Source organism: Paenibacillus sp. FJAT-27812, from assembly GCF_001273905.1.
In the GTDB taxonomy this organism is placed as follows: domain Bacteria; phylum Bacillota; class Bacilli; order Paenibacillales; family Paenibacillaceae; genus Pristimantibacillus.
Window position 1 is genome coordinate 5021176 of the sequence record NZ_LIGH01000001.1, and the last position, 16854, is coordinate 5038029.

Genomic DNA, 16854 nt, shown 5'->3' on the forward strand with positions numbered 1-16854 from the left:
AATGAGATCGTATGAAACAAGGAATATATGATCATTTCCACCCCGATGAGAAACCTTTTGTCGATCGGGCGGAGGAATGGATAGAGCGGTCCGCACAGCAGCATGAGCTGAAGCGGACCGATTTTTTAGACCCTAGGCAAGCGCAGATCTTGACGATATTAGCTAACCGGAATCCTGACGTAAGCGTTCGCCTTGATGGCGGCAGCGAACAGGCGGAACGGAAGCGGGCCATTATCGGGCCGGATTACCGCAGCTTGGACGACGAGGCGATTGGCATTTCTGTTCTAGCAGTCAACGGGCCTGGACAAGCTAGCCTCGAGCTTGATCATGGTGATTTTTTGGGCGCTTTGCTCGGACTTGGCATTAAAAGAGACCGAATTGGTGACATCTATGTGCATGAACATTTTTGCCATATCATCGTTATGGACGAAATTGCCGATTACTTAAATATACACTTAAGACAGGTACACCGAATAAATGTTCTGACGGATGTCCTTCCGCTATCTGAACTGCGGACCGTAGTGCCGAAGCTGGAGGAAATGAGCTTGTCTGTCGCATCCATGCGACTGGACGGCATAGCAAGCGACGTCTACCGGATCAGCAGATCCAAAATCGTCGATCCGATACGAGCAGGCAGATGCCGGGTTAACTGGAAATCGGAAGAGGACCCTTCCGAGCAGCTTCGCGCTGGAGACGTTGTGTCTTTCAAGGGTCTAGGCCGATTTAAAGTGCTGGAAGTCGATGGTGTGACAAAAAAAGGCAGAATCCGCGTCAGGATAGGCAAATTTATTTGAGCGATTGCAGGATTTTACATGCAGTTGTCGAATGTGTTCTCATTAAATAGTGTAATCCGGTTGCCAGAGTCACAAATACCATGAGGAGGTGCGCCAATGCCTTTATCGCCATTGGACATACATAACAAAGAGTTTGGCCGGAGATTGCGCGGCTATGACGAGGATGAAGTAAACGAATTTCTAGATCAAGTCATTAAAGACTATGAGTCGCTCATTCGTGAAAATAAAGAGCTGCAAAACCAATTGCTTGGCCTGCAGGAAAGATTGAATCATTTTACAAATATCGAAGAAACATTAAGCAAGACGATTATCGTTGCGCAAGAAGCGGCTGATGAGGTAAGAAACAACGCGAAGAAGGAAGCGCAGCTCATCATTAAGGAATCGGAGAAAAATGCCGATCGCATTATTAACGATTCGCTCGCGAAGTCTCGCAAGGTTTCTCTTGAGGTTGAAGAGCTTAAGAAACAAGCTTCCGTGTATCGCGCACGTTTCCGTACGCTAGTAGAAGCGCAGCTTGAACTGCTCACCGTAGACGGCTGGGATACGCTTGAGCCAAAAGCTAGACAGACGGAGCACGAGCTGACCCTCGGATAAACTTACGACAAATAAGCGAATTGACATTTGACATTTGGCCTGTTGTTAAGCTATAACTATTGATAATGAATTATTGATCTAAACTTCGTTGACGAGAACAAGTACGTTTTAGGGTCACTCCTCAGAGAGCCGGCGGCAGCTGAAAGTCCGGTGTGTGAGCCATTTCGGAATATCCTCTCTGAGAAGCGGCGCCGAACCTGCGAGAGCAGCAGTAAGTGCTGACGGCTGTCCCCCGTTATAGGGAACGCGAACGGAATGTTCGCGACTAAGGTGCCGCATGAAGCGCAGTTCAAGTGAGCTGTTGCCTTCATCTTCTTGCTAGCTGTTTGGCAGAAGCGAATGCGGAACAAGGGTGGTAACGCGACTAAGCCTCGTCCCTTCTCATAGGGATGAGGCTTTATTTTTGTTTAAAATTAGGAGGCTGGAATTATGCAACGCGTAGATGTTAAGGAACGTGCCCGCAGTCGTGAGATGCGTGTGCTTGAGCAATGGAAGAAAGAGGATACGTTTAAGAAATCAATTGCAAACCGGGAAGGCAAGCCGAATTTTGTATTTTACGAAGGACCGCCAACCGCTAATGGAGCGCCTCATATCGGTCACGTGCTTGGCCGTGTTATTAAAGATTTTATCGGCCGTTACAAGACGATGGCAGGCTACCGCGTAATCCGTAAAGCAGGCTGGGATACGCATGGTCTTCCGGTTGAGCTTGGCGTAGAGAAGCAGCTGGGCATTTCCGGCAAGCAAGAGATCGAAGAATACGGCATTGAGAAATTCGTGAACAAGTGCAAGGACAGCGTGTTTGTATATGAGAAGCAATGGCGCGAGCTTACAGAAGCGATCGGTTATTGGACGGATCTAGACAATCCATACATCACGCTTAAGAACGAGTACATCGAGAGTGTTTGGCATATTTTATCTAACATCCACAGCAAAGGGCTGCTGTACCGCGGACATCGCGTGAGCCCGTATTGCCCGGATTGCCAAACGACGCTCAGCTCGCATGAGGTTGCTCAGGGCTATGAAGATGTTAAAGATCTAAGCGCGACTGCGAAGTTCAAGCTTAAGGATTCCGGAGAGTTTGTTCTGGCATGGACGACTACGCCATGGACGCTGCCAGCAAACGTAGCGCTTGCTGTTAACGCTGAGCTTGATTATATCCGTGCTTCTAAAAACGGCGAGGTTTATATCGTCGCTCAGAATTTGGCTGAGAGCGTACTGAAGGACGGGTATGAAGTTCTATCCGTGGTGAAGGGCGCCGAGCTGGTTGGCCTTAGCTACGAGCCGCCGTTTAATTATGTCGCGATCGAAAAAGGGCATATCGTCATTGCAGGCGATTTTGTCAGCGACACTAGCGGTACCGGTATCGTTCATATCGCACCTGCGCATGGCGAGGACGACTACCGAGTTTCGCGCGATAATGGAATCAGCATGCTAAACGTCGTTGATCTAGCAGGCCGCTACGTTGCGGAAGTAACGGACTTTGCGGGCCGCTTCGTGAAGGACAGCGAGCTTGATATCGATATTGTCAAAAATTTGAGCGAGCGCGGTTTGCTTTACTCGAAGGAGCGTTACGAGCATAGCTATCCGTTCTGCTGGCGCTGCAAAACGCCATTGATCTATTATGCAATGGAGAGCTGGTTCATTAAGACGACTGCGGTTAAAGATCAACTGATCGCGAACAACAACAGCGTAGATTGGTACCCAGGCCACATTCGCGAAGGACGCTTCGGCAAGTTTTTGGAGGATTTGGTGGACTGGAACATCAGCCGCAACCGCTACTGGGGCACGCCGCTTAACGTTTGGGTTTGCGACGTGACGGGCAAAGAATATTCGCCAAGCAGCATCGCAGATTTGCGCGCAATGGCAATCGGGGATGTGCCAGAGGATATCGAGCTTCACAAGCCGTATGTGGATGGGATTAAGCTGAAATCTCCATTTGCCGAAGGCGCGGAGATGACTCGCACGCCGGAAGTAATCGACGTTTGGTTCGACAGCGGCTCGATGCCTTTCGCCCAGCATCATCACCCGTTTGAAAATGAGGAGCAATTCGCAGAGCAGTATCCTGCAGACATCATCTGCGAAGGGATTGACCAAACGCGCGGCTGGTTCTACAGCTTGCTGGCAGTATCGACACTGTACAATGGCAAAGCGCCGTACAAAGCAGTTATCTCGACAGGTCATATTTTGGATGAGAACGGCCAGAAGATGTCCAAGTCAAAAGGCAACGTCATTGATCCTTGGGAAATCATCAACGAATACGGTACTGATGCATTCCGCTGGGCATTGCTTGCTGATAGCGCGCCATGGAACAGCAAACGGTTCTCGCGCGGCATCGTAGGCGAAGCAAAATCGAAGGTCATTGATACAATCGTCAATACGCATGCGTTTTTTGCGCTTTATGCATCCATCGACGGCTTTGACTATAATGCACATGCGGAAATCAAATCGGATAACAAGCTGGATCGCTGGATCATTTCCCGCTTGAACAGCTTGATCAATACGGTAAACAAAGGGCTTGAGGTTAATGACTTCCTTAACCCTGCCAAATCGATTGAGACGTTTGTTGATGAGCTAAGCAATTGGTATATCAGACGTTCGCGCGATCGTTTCTGGGGAAGCGGGCTTACCGATGATAAGCTGGCTGCCTACCAGACGCTTCGCAGCGTACTGCTTACGCTCTCTCGTCTAATCGCACCTTATGCTCCGCTACTTGCCGAGGATGTGTACGGAAACTTGGGCGGTGTGGGCAGCGTACACTTGGCTGACTATCCTAAGGCGGATGAAGCCGCGATCGATGAGACGCTGGAGCGCGATATGGAAAGCGCGAAGCAAATCGTTGAGCTTGCGCGCAACGTTCGGAACGAAACGGGCATCAAGACGCGTCAACCGTTGTCGGAGCTAATCGTATCGCTGGATCGTGATTTTAACGTGGCGGAGTACGAGGATATCGTGAAGGACGAAATTAACGTCAAAGCGATTACGGTACAAAATTCAGACAGCGGGTTTGTTGATTTCACGCTTAAGCTGAACCTTAAAGTTGCCGGCAAAAAATACGGTAAAAACGTAGGTCCAATCCAAACGCAGCTGAAAGGTTTGAATGCTGAGCAAACGCGCAGCATTGTAAATGGCGGAAGCTTTGATTTCACAAGCGCAGAGGGAGAGCAGCTGGCAATTGCTGTCGACGAGCTGCTCGTTGAGAAGCAAGCGAAGTCTGGCTTTGCTTCGGCATCCGGAAATGGCGTTACCGTAGCGCTGAATACGGATATTACGCCTGAGCTTGAGCAAGAGGGCTGGGTACGCGAAGTGATCCGTGCCGTTCAAGACACGCGCAAAAAGCTTGATCTGCCGATCGAGAAACGGATTGATCTTGTGCTGGATGTGGATTCCGAGCTTAAAGCGGCTCTTGAAGCATTTAAAGAAGTGCTGCATGATAACGTGCTCGTACAGTCGGTCGCGTATGAAGAAACGGCTGAGATGGAGAGAGTATCGCTTGGCGAGAAGGCAATAGGGATTTTCATCCGCGGATAAGGATATAGTATATAGGAAAACAACAAACGAAAAACGAGGCCGTCGCCTACCGGCTGCTGCAGGATGCGACCGAAAAGTCGCATGGCTGCAATGGCAGGGAGGTCTGGCCTCGTTTTATTGTTTGACAAAGGGGATGCCTCGTATGACAACAAATAATCCGGAACAGCCGAAAAATTTGGACGAGCTGCAATCTTCGATGAGCATGCTTGATAAACGACTGCAAATTATCGCAAACGATTTGGAGCGGACGCAAATAGCCGATTACGTTCAACTGCTAAACCGGCCAAGAACGCTAATTTGGAAAAATCTGCTCGCTGGCACAGCCAGAGGTGTCGGAATCGCAATCGGCTTTACTTTTTTTGCTGCGACTATCCTTTATGTGCTGCAAATATTAGGTGCGCTTAACCTGCCGATTATCGGCGACTATATTGCGGACATCGTCCGAATCGTACAAATACAGCTTGAAGGCAAAACGTATTAAACGTTATAACCGCAATAAATGTGCTGATTCAAGTCGTTTCTTCAAGCTCATCGCTTTCTAAGCCATGATCTCCTTCACCCGTATCCAAATAATGCCGATATTCCCGGTTGCGGATTACGGAGACATGCCGGCCGGTGATGTCAGTCGCGAGGAAGCTCTCGATTGGCTCAACGAAGCCGTCATTTTCATACGCATCAATGCCAACATTTACATAATCGGCGACATCCCGATTCTCTGACATGGCAGGTGAATCCGCATTGCCCCATTGCTCAACAATTTGCCAAGCATCCTCGCCGTCAAAGCCGTTATAAGAATCTTGCTCGTCAAGGCTGGTTCTTCCAAACGGAGGATCGAGCACCAATTCTTCAACGGGCCTGCGAAGAGATAAATGCTGGCGCGGTGCATGCTCGATACAATAAAGCGTATCGGGAACGGCATCAAGCCGCTCAAGCGGGATCGGTTCATGACATGCTGCGCAAATGCCGTATGAGCCATCCGCAATCGCATCAAGTGCTGCGTCGATGCGGCTTAAGTGAAGCTCTTCCTGTTCAAGCAGCGCAACGTCTTTTTCACGCTCGTATAGCTCGGTTGCAGTATCGCCAGGGTGATTGTCGATGGCCGTAAGCTCGCCGGTATCATCCCGCAGCGATTGAGATAGTCCATAATGATCATTATCCGCAAGTCGCTTCTCGATCTCGCGCTGCTCATCCAGCAACCTGCTTTGCAGCAGACTAATATGAGCGTTTGATGGGGTTGTCATTTTTGAGCGCCCTCCTTAGCAGGGAACATAATTGCTGTATTAGCTTTAGCCGAAAGGCGGATTTTCAGTATGGTCTTCAATGGAAGAACAAACGCGATAGGCTGGCTCTCGTTTGCTTCCGTATGCTACAATTGATTGGAATTATACAAATGGGCTATTTCGGCTAATTATGTATGAATGCCGCTAGTTTTTTTTGGTTTGAAACGTTGCTTCACAAAAAATTAGGAGTGATTAGATGCGTTTTTATTATTATTGGGTAGCCGTAATCGTGTTTGTCCTTGATTTTGTAACAAAAAAAATAATTGAAACAAAGCTTAACATCGGGGATCAAATTAGCGTAATCGGTAATTTTTTTCACATTACCTCGCATCGAAATCGAGGTGCTGCATTTGGCATCCTGCAGGAGCAACGGTTGTTTTTCATCATTGTCACGGTCGTCATTGTAACAGGCATTATATGGTACATACAGGCGATGCGAAAAACAGCTAAGCCATGGCTGCTTGTTGGGCTTGGGCTCGTGCTTGGCGGAGCGATTGGCAACTTTTTGGATCGCGCGCGGTTTGGAGAAGTAGTCGACTTCCTGCAGTTCACCTTCGGCAGCTATGAATTTCCGATTTTTAACGTGGCGGATTCGGGTATCGTCTGCGGCGTCGCATTAATACTAATTGACACGTTGTTGTCCGCTAAGGACGATAAGAAACGTTTGCAAAATGGAGAGGACAAGGATCAAAACAATCATGAGCAACAGCCTGTATAATGAAGAGCCTTTGGAATGGGTTGCAGAAGCTGAGCAATCCGGCGAACGAGTAGATAAGTTTGTAACAGACAGCATCGACGATGCAGCCGTATCGAGAACACAGGTACAGGAATGGATCAAGGCGGGAGCCGTATTGGTTGACGGCAAGGTTGCGAAAGCGAACGTGAAGGTAATGGAAGGCAACCAGGTCGTACTTACAATACCTGAGCCGGAAGAAGCCGCGATCATTGCTGAGAACATTCCGCTTGAAGTGGTTTACGAGGATTCGGATCTCATTGTCATCAATAAAAAGCGCGGGATGGTCGTTCACCCGGCGCCGGGACATTCATCCGGTACGCTCGTGAATGCGCTTATGTATCATTGCAAGGATTTGTCCGGCATTAATGGCTTGATTCGTCCCGGCATCGTACACCGGATCGATAAGGATACGACGGGGCTATTGATGGCTGCCAAAAACGATCTTGCGCACATCTCGCTTGCCGAGCAGTTGAAGGAGCATACGGTGACGCGCAAGTATATCGCCCTCGTGCATGGCAACTTGCAGCATGACCAAGGGACGATCGATGCGCCGATCGGACGCGATTTGAATGATCGCAAGCTGTTTACCGTAACAGAGCGAAACAGCAGGCATGCGGTAACCCATTTTCACGTGCTGGAGCGTCTGGGTGATTATACGGTTGTTGAGCTGCAGCTCGAAACCGGACGCACCCACCAAATTCGCGTGCATATGAAATATATCGGACACCCGCTTGCAGGAGACCCGGTATATGGCCGCAACAAGACGGTGGCTCTTAAGGGACAGGCTTTGCACGCGGCGCTTCTCGGCTTTACGCATCCGCGCAGCGGCGAGCGGCTCGAGTTCGAGATGCCGCTGCCGGCTGATTTTGAGTTTGTGTTAAGCAACCTGCGGTCAAGGTAGATCAACACGTGCAAAAGTGCAAACTTTTCACCACTTTATTCATTATTTCGAGCTGTGAAGTGAGTTATTCTAACAATAACAACAGATTTGAATGATAAAATAAGGACAGGTGACACGAAATGACTTCCATTAACCAAAATTACTTGGAGCTGCAAGGCAGCTACTTGTTTTCTGAAATTGCAAAACGCCGCACAAAATTCATTCAAGAAAATCCAAACGCAGAAATTATTAGCCTTGGAATCGGCGACGTTACGCGCGGCCTGCCGGATGCAGTGCTTAAAGCTATGCATAGCGCGGTAGACGAGCTTGCGGCTCCCGGTTCATTCCGCGGTTACGGCCCAGAGCAAGGTTATGATTTCCTAATTAACGCGATTATTGAAAATGACTATAAAGCACGCGGCATCGAAATCGCTTCGAACGAAGTGTTCGTAAGCGATGGCTCGAAATGCGATGTCGGCAACATTCAAGAGATTTTTAGCGAGAACAGCATCGTTGCCGTTCAAGATCCTGTATACCCTGTGTATGTAGACACGAACGTAATGGCTGGCCGCTCAGGCAAATACAACCAAGAAACAAAACGTTATGAGAACATTTCGTACCTTGAGTGCACAGCTGAGAACAACTTTAAGCCAAGCTTGCCGGACCGCAAGGTAGATATCATTTACCTGTGCTATCCGAACAACCCGACAGGCATGACGCTGACGAAGGAAGAACTAAAGGTATGGGTTGATTATGCGAAAGCGAACAACTGCATTATCCTATACGATTCGGCTTATGAATCCTTCATTCAAGAAGAAGATGTTCCGCACAGCATCTACGAAATCGAGGGTGCTCGCGAGGTAGCGATCGAGTTCCGCAGCTTCTCGAAAACAGCAGGCTTCACAGGCGTACGCTGCGCATACACAGTCGTTCCACGCGAGCTGAAAGGTTTTGATGCTTCTGGAAACGAAGTTTTGTTCAATGACTTGTGGAATCGCCGCCATACGACAAAATTCAACGGCGTATCTTATGTGACTCAACGCGGTGCAGCTGCTATTTATTCGGAAGAAGGCAAAGATCAAATCAAAGCATTGGTTGATTATTACATGACTAACGCTGCAATTATCCGCGACGGGCTGGCATCTCTAGGATTGGAAGTATTCGGCGGGGTCAACGCTCCTTACATTTGGCTGAAAACGCCAAATGGCTTGGATTCATGGGCATTCTTCGATAAGCTTCTTACGGAAGCCAACATCGTTGGAACGCCTGGCGTAGGCTTCGGACAAAGCGGCCAAGGCTATTTCCGCCTAACTGCATTTGGCAGCCGTGAAAATACGGAAAAAGCGGTAGAAAGAATCCGTAAGCTCAGCCTTTAACAGCCAGCGCTCACCTTGTATAGCTGATTGGGAATGGTTCACACTATGTACAAGCGGAAATATTCGTTTTTACTTGACATCAAATGTCGAATGTGGGATAATTCCTTTGATAAACAGCAGTACCTTTAACTCAGTCCCGAGAGGCTGGCAAGGTAGCGTGAATAACAAGTCTATAGAAGAGAAGAAAGAATAGGACTTCCTAATGCGCGGCTTTCTGTGACGAGAGCAGCGGTGGAGCGTTCCCTATCTCTTCATGGCTTATCACAAGCTCCTTGCGATTTTTGCAAGGAGCTTTTTTTGTCGCAACCTGGCACATTTGGACGATTAAGGAAGGGGTAAGCGGAAATGACGGAAGAAGAGCATTTGGTCATCATGGATGAAACGGCAATTCGCCGGGCATTAACGCGGATTGCTCATGAAATCGTGGAGAAGAACAAGGGCATCGATAACTGCGTAATCGTAGGCATTCGCACTCGGGGAATTTACCTTGCACACCGCATAGCGGAGCGCATAAGGGAAATTGAAGGGAAGCCGGTACTCGTGAGCGAGCTGGATATTACGCACTACCGCGATGATCGCAAGTCCGCTAGGTCTGCGGATGTTGAAGTCGCAGCAGCAGTAGGCGATACCGACGGCATACCTTTTACGGTTCAAGACAAACGAATCATATTGTTTGACGACGTGCTGTATACCGGACGGACGATACGGGCGGCAATGGACGCGCTTATGGATTGCGGGCGACCGCAAAGCATTCAGCTGGCGGTGCTTGTGGACAGGGGACATCGGGAGCTGCCTATTCGGCCTGATTTTGTCGGCAAAAACGTGCCAACCTCGAAGCAGGAGCAAATTGACGTCGCTCTTAGCGAAATCGACCAAATCGATCAAGTAACGATCATTAACCAGAGGGGGCAAGCCGGATGACGATGACACAGCTTAAACAACGGAGTTTGCTCGGATTAAAAGATTTAAGCAAGGATGAGATCGAATCCATTCTTGATCGCGCAGCATACTGGGAGAATCATGCAACGAAAGTTCACACGATGATGCAAGGCAAGTTCGCCGCGAACATGTTTTTCGAAAATAGTACACGGACTCGCTTTTCCTTCGAGGTAGCAGAGAAACGCCTCGGCACCGAGGTGCTGAACTTCTCGGCCGCGGTATCAAGCGTGCAAAAGGGCGAATCGATTTATGACACGGTTCGCACGCTCGAATCCATGGGAATCGACGTTGGAATTATCCGCTTGAAGCCAATCGGCGTGCTTGCCGAGCTGGCAACCAAAATCAAGGTGCCGCTGATCAACGCGGGAGATGGCAACAACGAGCATCCTACCCAGGCGCTCCTCGATATGTATACGATGCGCAAACATTTTGGACAACTCAAAGGATTGACGGTTTCGATTGTCGGGGATGTGCTTCACAGCAGGGTCGCAAGATCAAACCTGTGGGCGCTGCAAAAATTCGGTGTCAACGTAAACTTCTGCTCGCCGCCGAACATGCAAGCATCCGATCTGGATGTCTCTTATGTCACTATAGATGAAGCTTTAAAATCAGATGTCGTCATGATGCTCCGCGTACAGCTAGAGCGTCATGAGAGCGGCATGCTGAATTCCGCTGAGAGCTACCGCGAGCATTACGGCTTGACGGTGGAGAGAGCAAGCAGGCTTGCAAACCATGCGATCATCATGCACCCAGCGCCAATCAACCGCAACGTAGAAATAGACGATGAACTGGTTGAACATCCGCAATCACGCATTTTCCCGCAAATGGAAAATGGGGTGCCGATACGGATGGCCGTTATCGAACGTGCACTCAGCTAATCGCAGCAACATAGACCGAACAATCCGGAGGGTGAAACGAATATGTCATTATGGATAATTAACGGTAACGTATGGAACGAAACTTCGGGCAGCCTGGAGGCCAAGCATATCCAAATCGCAAACGGCAAAATCGAAGCGATCGTAGACGGCGCACAAACGCCCGATACGGGCAGCTCAGAGGTTATTGACGCGGCGGGCAAGCTAGTATCGCCAGGCTTTATCGATATGCACGTTCATTTGCGCGATCCAGGCTTTGAATATAAAGAAGATATCGCAACAGGCACCCGCTCAGCGGCTAAGGGCGGCTTTACAACGATTGCTTGCATGCCAAACACGCGCCCGGTAACGGATACGGCTGAAACGGTTGCTTACATTAAAAACAAAGCTGCTGATGTTGGAGTCGTTAAGGTTCTGCCTTACGCATCCATTACCAAAAACGAGCTTGGCCGCGAGCTGACGGATTTTGCTTCCCTTAAAGAAGCAGGCGCGATTGGCTTCACGGATGATGGAGTTGGCGTTCAAAACGCGCAAATGATGAAAAACGCGATGGCGCTTGCGCAATCGATGGATATGCCGATCATCGCGCACTGCGAGGACGACACATTGGTTGAAGGCGCTTGGGCGTCGGAAGGCGAATTTTCCCGCAAGCATGGCTTGAAGGGAATTCCGAATGAGTCGGAAGCGATTCACGTAGGAAGAGACGTATTGCTGGCTGAAGCAACGGGCGTACACTACCATGTCTGTCACGTCAGTACAGAGCAGTCGGTACGGTTGATCCGTCTTGCCAAGCAAATCGGCGTTCGAGTAACCGCTGAGGTTTGCCCGCATCACCTGCTTTTGTCAGATGAAGACATTCCGGGCCTTGATGATGCAAATTGGAAAATGAACCCTCCGCTCCGCACGCCGCGCGATGTTCAAGCGGTAATCGAAGCGATTGAGGATGGCACGATCGATATGGTCGTTACCGATCATGCTCCGCATAGCGCGGAAGAGAAGGCTCGCGGCGTACAGCTTGCGCCATTTGGCATCGTCGGGTTCGAAACGGCTTTCCCGCTCTTGTACACGAAATTTGTACAAACCGGCAAATGGACACTCGGGTTCCTGTTGCAGCGTATGACCGCTGACCCGGCTCGCGTCTTCCGTCTACCGACGGGCCGTTTAGAGCAAGGCGCGCCTGCCGATGTAACAATCGTAGATTTGAACAGCGAGCGCGCGGTTGATCCAGCCACTTTTGCCTCGAAGAGCAACAATACGCCTTTCGGCGGCTGGAAGCTTAGCGGCTGGCCAGTAACTACCATCGTAGACGGCGCTGTCGTCTGGTCTGAATAATTTTATCAACTTACTTAAGCTAATATATGGGAATAATGAACACCTGAGGAGTGATACGGATGCAAGCAAGATTATTGTTGGAAGACGGTACGTTGTTTACGGGCCTTTCGTTCGGTGCAGAAGCGCAAATGATGGGCGAGGTTGTATTTAATACAGGTATTACCGGTTATCAAGAGGTCCTCTCCGATCCGTCTTACTGCGGACAAATCGTAACGATGACTTACCCGCTAATCGGCAACTACGGCATTACACGCGACGATTTTGAATCGATTCGCCCATTCATTCACGGGTTCGTCGTTCGTCGGCACGAAGAAGTGCCAAGCAACTGGCGCGCGCAATACTCGCTGGGACAGCTTCTGAAAGAATACGGCATTCCAGGCATCAGTGATATCGATACACGGATGCTTACTCGCAAGCTTCGTAACTACGGTACGATGAAAGGCTTGATCACGACTGGCAACGAGCGAGTTGAAGAGCTTGCTGAGCGTCTGAACATTTCGAAGCTGATGACTGACCAAGTTGCACGCACATCGACACCAAACCTTTTCTCAAGCCCAGGACAAGGCGAGCGCATCGTGCTTGTAGACTTCGGTGCAAAAAGCGGTATTTTGCGCGAGCTTACAAAACGCGGCTGCGACGTTGTCGTCGTTCCTCATAATACAACTGCAGACGAAATTCGTCGCCTAGCTCCAGACGGCATTCAATTGTCCAATGGCCCTGGGGATCCGCAGGATGTGCCTTACGCCGTTAAAATGATTTCCGAGCTGCTTGGCGAATACCCAATTTTCGGCATTTGCTTAGGTCACCAGCTGTTCGCGCTAGCTTGCGGAGCAGAAACGACTAAGCTGAAATTTGGTCACCGCGGCGGTAACCACCCGGTTAAAGAGCTTGCGACTAACCGTTGCTACATTACATCGCAAAACCACGGATACACGGTGCTTGAAGAGTCCGTAGCGAACACGCCTTTGACAGTTACGCACATTAACAACAATGACCGCACAATCGAAGGACTTAAGCACAATACATTCCCTGCATTCTCGGTTCAATATCACCCAGAAGCAGCTCCTGGACCTTACGATTCCAGCTATTTGTTTGATGAGTTCCTAGAAATGATCCGTACGCACAAGAAAAACAACCCACAAAAACCTCGTCAAGCGGTGTTATCGGAGACGTTGAAAGGAGAGCTTCAGTATGCCCAAAAATAATGAACTCAAAAAAATTCTCGTGATCGGATCCGGTCCGATCGTCATCGGACAAGCGGCGGAATTCGACTATGCCGGCACACAAGCTTGCCAAGCGCTCAAGGAAGAGGGCTATGAGGTTGTTCTTATAAACAGTAACCCGGCTACAATCATGACAGACACAAATATGGCCGACAAAGTATACATCGAGCCAATCACGCTTGATTTTGTATCCCAAATCATTCGCCAAGAGCGTCCGGACGGATTGCTTCCGACACTTGGCGGCCAAACCGGCCTTAACATGGCGGTTGAGCTTGCGCGTGCCGGCGTTCTTGAACGCGAGAACGTGAAGCTGCTAGGCACGCAGCTTACAGCTATCGAGAAAGCGGAGGATCGCGATTTGTTCCGTGATCTGATGCGTGAGCTTGAGCAGCCTGTACCGGATAGCGATATCGTAACAACGGTTGAGGATGCGATTGCTTTTGCCAATACGATTGGCTATCCGATCATCGTTCGCCCTGCATATACGCTTGGCGGAACAGGCGGCGGTATTTGCGCGAGCGAAGAGGAGCTTCGTGAGACAGTCGCTTCCGGTATTCGCTACAGCCCGATCAGCCAGTGCTTGATCGAGAAATCGATTGCCGGCATGAAGGAAGTCGAATATGAAGTTATGCGCGATGCGAACGACAACTGTATCGTTGTATGTAACATGGAGAACTTTGACCCGGTTGGCGTTCATACAGGCGATAGTATCGTCGTAGCGCCTAGCCAAACCCTATCCGATCGCGAGTACCAAATGCTTCGCTCGGCATCATTAAAAATCATTCGCGCTTTGAACATCGAAGGCGGCTGTAACGTACAGTTCGCGCTTGATCCACAAAGCTATCAATACTATGTGATCGAGGTAAACCCGCGTGTTAGCCGCTCTTCGGCGCTGGCTTCCAAAGCAACAGGTTACCCGATTGCAAAAATGGCAGCAAAAATCGCGGTTGGCTACACGCTGGATGAGCTGGTTAACCCAGTAACCGGCCAAACGTACGCTTGCTTTGAGCCAACTCTTGATTATATCGTATCGAAAATTCCGCGCTGGCCTTTTGACAAGTTCGTAAACGCGAACCGTAAGCTAGGCACGCAAATGAAAGCAACAGGCGAAGTTATGGCAATCGGCCGTACATTCGAGGAATCGATTCACAAAGCCGTTCGCTCGCTTGAAATCGGCGCGCACCGCATTCACTTGGAAGAAGCATCGTCACTAGAAGATGCCGTGCTTCGCTCACGCCTTGAGAAGCCGGACGACGAGCGCATGTTCCTTGTAGCGGAAGCGTTCCGCCGCGGTTACAAGCTGCAGGAAATTCAAGATATTACAAACATCGATTGGTGGTTCCTTGACAAAATTCAATCGATCGTAGCATTTGAAGATCGGATGCGCAGCGAGTCAACGCTTTCGCAGCAGACTCTATATGAAGCCAAACGCAAAGGCTTCTCCGATCGTTCGATCGCAGAAATCCGCCGCGAAGGTTTCCCAGGCGGCAGCCATACGATTGAGGAAGAGGTGCGCGCGCTTCGCGTTCAACATAATCTTAAGCCGGTTTACAAAATGGTTGATACATGCGCAGCTGAGTTTGAAGCTTCCACTCCGTACTACTACTCCACTTATGAAGTAGAGAATGAAGTTACAGTTACGGATAAACAGAAAGTGCTTGTACTTGGTTCCGGCCCAATCCGTATCGGCCAAGGCATCGAGTTCGATTACTCAACCGTTCACGCAGTATGGGCTATCCAAAATGCGGGTTACGAAGCGGTTATTATCAACAACAACCCTGAAACGGTGTCAACTGACTTCAGCACATCCGACAGACTGTACTTTGAACCATTGTTCTTCGAGGATGTTATGAACGTCATCGAGCAAGAGAATCCAATTGGCGTAATCGTACAATTCGGCGGCCAAACGGCGATCAACCTCGCTGCTCCGCTCTCCAAAGCAGGCGTACGCATTCTTGGCTCCAGCCTTGAGAGCATCGATGCTGCGGAAGACCGCAAGAAGTTCGAAGCATTGCTTCGCAGCTTGAGCATCGCTCAGCCTGACGGCAAGACTGTAACTTCGGTTGACGATGCAGTCGTTACCGCTCAAGGACTTGGTTACCCTGTACTTGTCCGTCCGTCTTATGTACTCGGCGGCCGTGCAATGGAAATCGTATACTCGGATGAAGAATTGCTTAACTACATGGAAGTTGCCGTAAAAATCAACCCTGAGCATCCGGTATTGATTGACCGCTACATGCTGGGCAAGGAAGCAGAGGTAGACGCGATCTGCGACGGAGAAACCGTGCTTATCCCAGGCATCATGGAGCATGTTGAGCGCGCTGGGGTTCACTCCGGAGATTCGATCGCGGTTTATCCGCCACAATCGCTTTCCGATGATATTAAACAACAAATCGTCGACATTACAATCAGCATCTCCAAAGCGCTGAACGTAATCGGACTTGTCAATATCCAGTTCGTTATCCATCAGGAAAAGGTGTATGTCATCGAGGTTAATCCGCGCTCATCGCGTACGGTGCCATTCCTAAGCAAAGTAACGAATATTCCGATGGCAAACCTTGCTACAAAAGCGATTCTTGGCACAAAGCTTGCTGACCTAGGTTATGTAGACGGCTTGTGGCCAGAGGATGAATACGTATCGGTTAAGGTTCCTGTATTCTCCTTCGCTAAGCTTCGCCGCGTTGACCCTACTTTGACACCTGAGATGAAATCGACGGGCGAAGTTATGGGCCGCGATGTGCAGTATGCCAAAGCGCTATACAAAGGCCTTATCGGCGCAGGAATGAAAATTCCAACATCAGGCGCAATCATCGCTACTGTAGCAGACAAGGATAAAGAAGAGGCAACTGAATTGCTGCGCGGCTTCTTTAACCTAGGCTACAAAATTATCGCAACGGGCGGAACGGCTAAGGCGCTGGAAGAAGCAGGCTTAATCGTTACGACTGTTAATAAGCTAAGCGAAGGCTCACCGAATATTTTGGATCTCGTACGTGAAGGTCAGGCGCAATTTGTCGTCAATACATTGACAAAAGGCAAAGCTCCTGAGCGTGATGGATTCCGAATCCGTCGTGAAGCCGTTGAGAATGGCGTTGTTTGTATGACTTCGCTCGATACCGTTCGCGCATTGCTAGTCATGCTCGAAACGCTAAACTTCTCATCGCGCTCGATGCCAGTGGTGCTTCAAAAGAAATAAGCTCACCGCAGCTTAAAAGTACGGCCAGCGTTCATTGCTTTGCTAACCTCCAAAGGGCCTTAAGCCCTGCGGAGGCAGCATCAAGCAAGGCGTATGGCCGTTTA

Annotated in this window: 13 protein-coding genes and 1 other annotated feature; of the genes, 12 read left to right on the forward strand and 1 reads right to left on the reverse strand. The window is 49.6% G+C overall.

What is annotated here, in order from left to right; all coding sequences use genetic code 11:
* The first annotated feature begins 11 nt into the window (after positions 1 to 11).
* The 4 genes from ADU23_RS20920 to ADU23_RS20935 all read left to right on the forward strand — a co-directional run bounded on the left by ADU23_RS20920 (position 12) and on the right by ADU23_RS20935 (position 5397).
* Complete coding sequence (locus tag ADU23_RS20920) at positions 12 to 794, forward strand: YlmH family RNA-binding protein (RefSeq protein ID WP_053375512.1); 783 nt, start codon at positions 12 to 14, stop codon at positions 792 to 794.
* A 96-nt stretch (positions 795 to 890) separates the two neighbouring features.
* Complete coding sequence (locus ADU23_RS20925; protein ID WP_053375513.1) at positions 891 to 1388, forward strand: DivIVA domain-containing protein; 498 nt, start codon at positions 891 to 893, stop codon at positions 1386 to 1388.
* A 79-nt stretch (positions 1389 to 1467) separates the two neighbouring features.
* Positions 1468 to 1770 (forward strand) — a binding site (T-box leader).
* A 47-nt stretch (positions 1771 to 1817) separates the two neighbouring features.
* The gene (gene ileS / locus ADU23_RS20930) at positions 1818 to 4916 is read left to right on the forward strand and encodes an isoleucine--tRNA ligase (RefSeq protein ID WP_053375514.1); all 3099 of its coding nucleotides are present in this window, start codon (positions 1818 to 1820) and stop codon (positions 4914 to 4916) included.
* Positions 4917 to 5112: 196 nt separating this feature from the next.
* Entirely contained in the window at positions 5113 to 5397 is a 285-nt protein-coding gene (locus ADU23_RS20935) for a DUF5665 domain-containing protein (protein ID WP_231637629.1), read from the forward strand.
* A gap of 28 nt (positions 5398 to 5425) precedes the next feature.
* Here ADU23_RS20935 and ADU23_RS20940 read toward each other — a convergent pair whose 3' ends face one another.
* The gene (locus ADU23_RS20940; protein ID WP_053375516.1) at positions 5426 to 6157 is read right to left on the reverse strand and encodes a TraR/DksA C4-type zinc finger protein; all 732 of its coding nucleotides are present in this window, start codon (positions 6155 to 6157) and stop codon (positions 5426 to 5428) included.
* A 235-nt stretch (positions 6158 to 6392) separates the two neighbouring features.
* On the opposite strand from ADU23_RS20940, the gene lspA reads away from it, so the two are divergent.
* The 8 genes from lspA to carB all read left to right on the forward strand — a co-directional run bounded on the left by lspA (position 6393) and on the right by carB (position 16750).
* Positions 6393 to 6914, forward strand: coding sequence for a signal peptidase II (gene lspA, locus ADU23_RS20945; protein ID WP_053375517.1), 522 nt, complete (start codon positions 6393 to 6395; stop codon positions 6912 to 6914).
* Positions 6895 to 7833: an RluA family pseudouridine synthase gene (locus ADU23_RS20950; protein ID WP_082311164.1), complete on the forward strand. Its 939-nt coding sequence runs from the start codon at positions 6895 to 6897 to the stop codon at positions 7831 to 7833. Before lspA ends, ADU23_RS20950 begins: the two co-directional genes overlap by 20 nt.
* Positions 7834 to 7952: 119 nt before the next feature.
* Positions 7953 to 9188, forward strand: coding sequence for an LL-diaminopimelate aminotransferase (locus ADU23_RS20955; RefSeq protein WP_053375519.1), 1236 nt, complete (start codon positions 7953 to 7955; stop codon positions 9186 to 9188).
* A 345-nt stretch (positions 9189 to 9533) separates the two neighbouring features.
* Positions 9534 to 10109 carry a bifunctional pyr operon transcriptional regulator/uracil phosphoribosyltransferase PyrR gene (gene pyrR / locus ADU23_RS20960; protein ID WP_053375520.1) on the forward strand — a complete coding sequence of 192 codons (576 nt, stop codon included), beginning with the start codon at positions 9534 to 9536 and terminating at the stop codon, positions 10107 to 10109.
* Complete coding sequence (locus ADU23_RS20965; protein ID WP_053375521.1) at positions 10106 to 11005, forward strand: aspartate carbamoyltransferase catalytic subunit; 900 nt, start codon at positions 10106 to 10108, stop codon at positions 11003 to 11005. The genes pyrR and ADU23_RS20965 overlap by 4 nt, the downstream gene beginning before the upstream one ends.
* 42 nt (positions 11006 to 11047) lie before the next feature.
* A complete protein-coding gene (locus ADU23_RS20970; RefSeq protein WP_053375522.1) occupies positions 11048 to 12334 on the forward strand; it encodes a dihydroorotase in 1287 nt (428 codons plus the stop codon).
* Between the two features lie 59 nt (positions 12335 to 12393).
* Positions 12394 to 13539, forward strand: coding sequence for a glutamine-hydrolyzing carbamoyl-phosphate synthase small subunit (carA, locus tag ADU23_RS20975; protein ID WP_053375523.1), 1146 nt, complete (start codon positions 12394 to 12396; stop codon positions 13537 to 13539).
* Positions 13526 to 16750 (forward strand): carbamoyl-phosphate synthase large subunit, encoded by a 3225-nt coding sequence (gene carB / locus ADU23_RS20980; protein WP_053375524.1) that lies wholly within the window; start codon positions 13526 to 13528, stop codon positions 16748 to 16750. Before carA ends, carB begins: the two co-directional genes overlap by 14 nt.
* The last annotated feature ends 104 nt before the right edge of the window (positions 16751 to 16854 follow it).

Coding starts and splice junctions, on each gene's coding strand:
- carB (WP_053375524.1), top strand. CDS start 13,526: ATGCCCAAAAATAATGAACTCAAAAAAATTCTCGTGATCGGATCCGGT.
- ADU23_RS20965 (WP_053375521.1), top strand. CDS start 10,106: ATGACGATGACACAGCTTAAACAACGGAGTTTGCTCGGATTAAAAGAT.
- ADU23_RS20950 (WP_082311164.1), top strand. CDS start 6,895: ATGAGCAACAGCCTGTATAATGAAGAGCCTTTGGAATGGGTTGCAGAA.
- ADU23_RS20925 (WP_053375513.1), top strand. CDS start 891: ATGCCTTTATCGCCATTGGACATACATAACAAAGAGTTTGGCCGGAGA.
- ADU23_RS20935 (WP_231637629.1), top strand. CDS start 5,113: ATGAGCATGCTTGATAAACGACTGCAAATTATCGCAAACGATTTGGAG.
- ADU23_RS20970 (WP_053375522.1), top strand. CDS start 11,048: ATGTCATTATGGATAATTAACGGTAACGTATGGAACGAAACTTCGGGC.
- ADU23_RS20920 (WP_053375512.1), top strand. CDS start 12: ATGAAACAAGGAATATATGATCATTTCCACCCCGATGAGAAACCTTTT.
- ADU23_RS20940 (WP_053375516.1), bottom strand. CDS start 6,157: ATGACAACCCCATCAAACGCTCATATTAGTCTGCTGCAAAGCAGGTTG.
- pyrR (WP_053375520.1), top strand. CDS start 9,534: ATGACGGAAGAAGAGCATTTGGTCATCATGGATGAAACGGCAATTCGC.
- lspA (WP_053375517.1), top strand. CDS start 6,393: ATGCGTTTTTATTATTATTGGGTAGCCGTAATCGTGTTTGTCCTTGAT.
- ADU23_RS20955 (WP_053375519.1), top strand. CDS start 7,953: ATGACTTCCATTAACCAAAATTACTTGGAGCTGCAAGGCAGCTACTTG.
- ileS (WP_053375514.1), top strand. CDS start 1,818: ATGCAACGCGTAGATGTTAAGGAACGTGCCCGCAGTCGTGAGATGCGT.
- carA (WP_053375523.1), top strand. CDS start 12,394: ATGCAAGCAAGATTATTGTTGGAAGACGGTACGTTGTTTACGGGCCTT.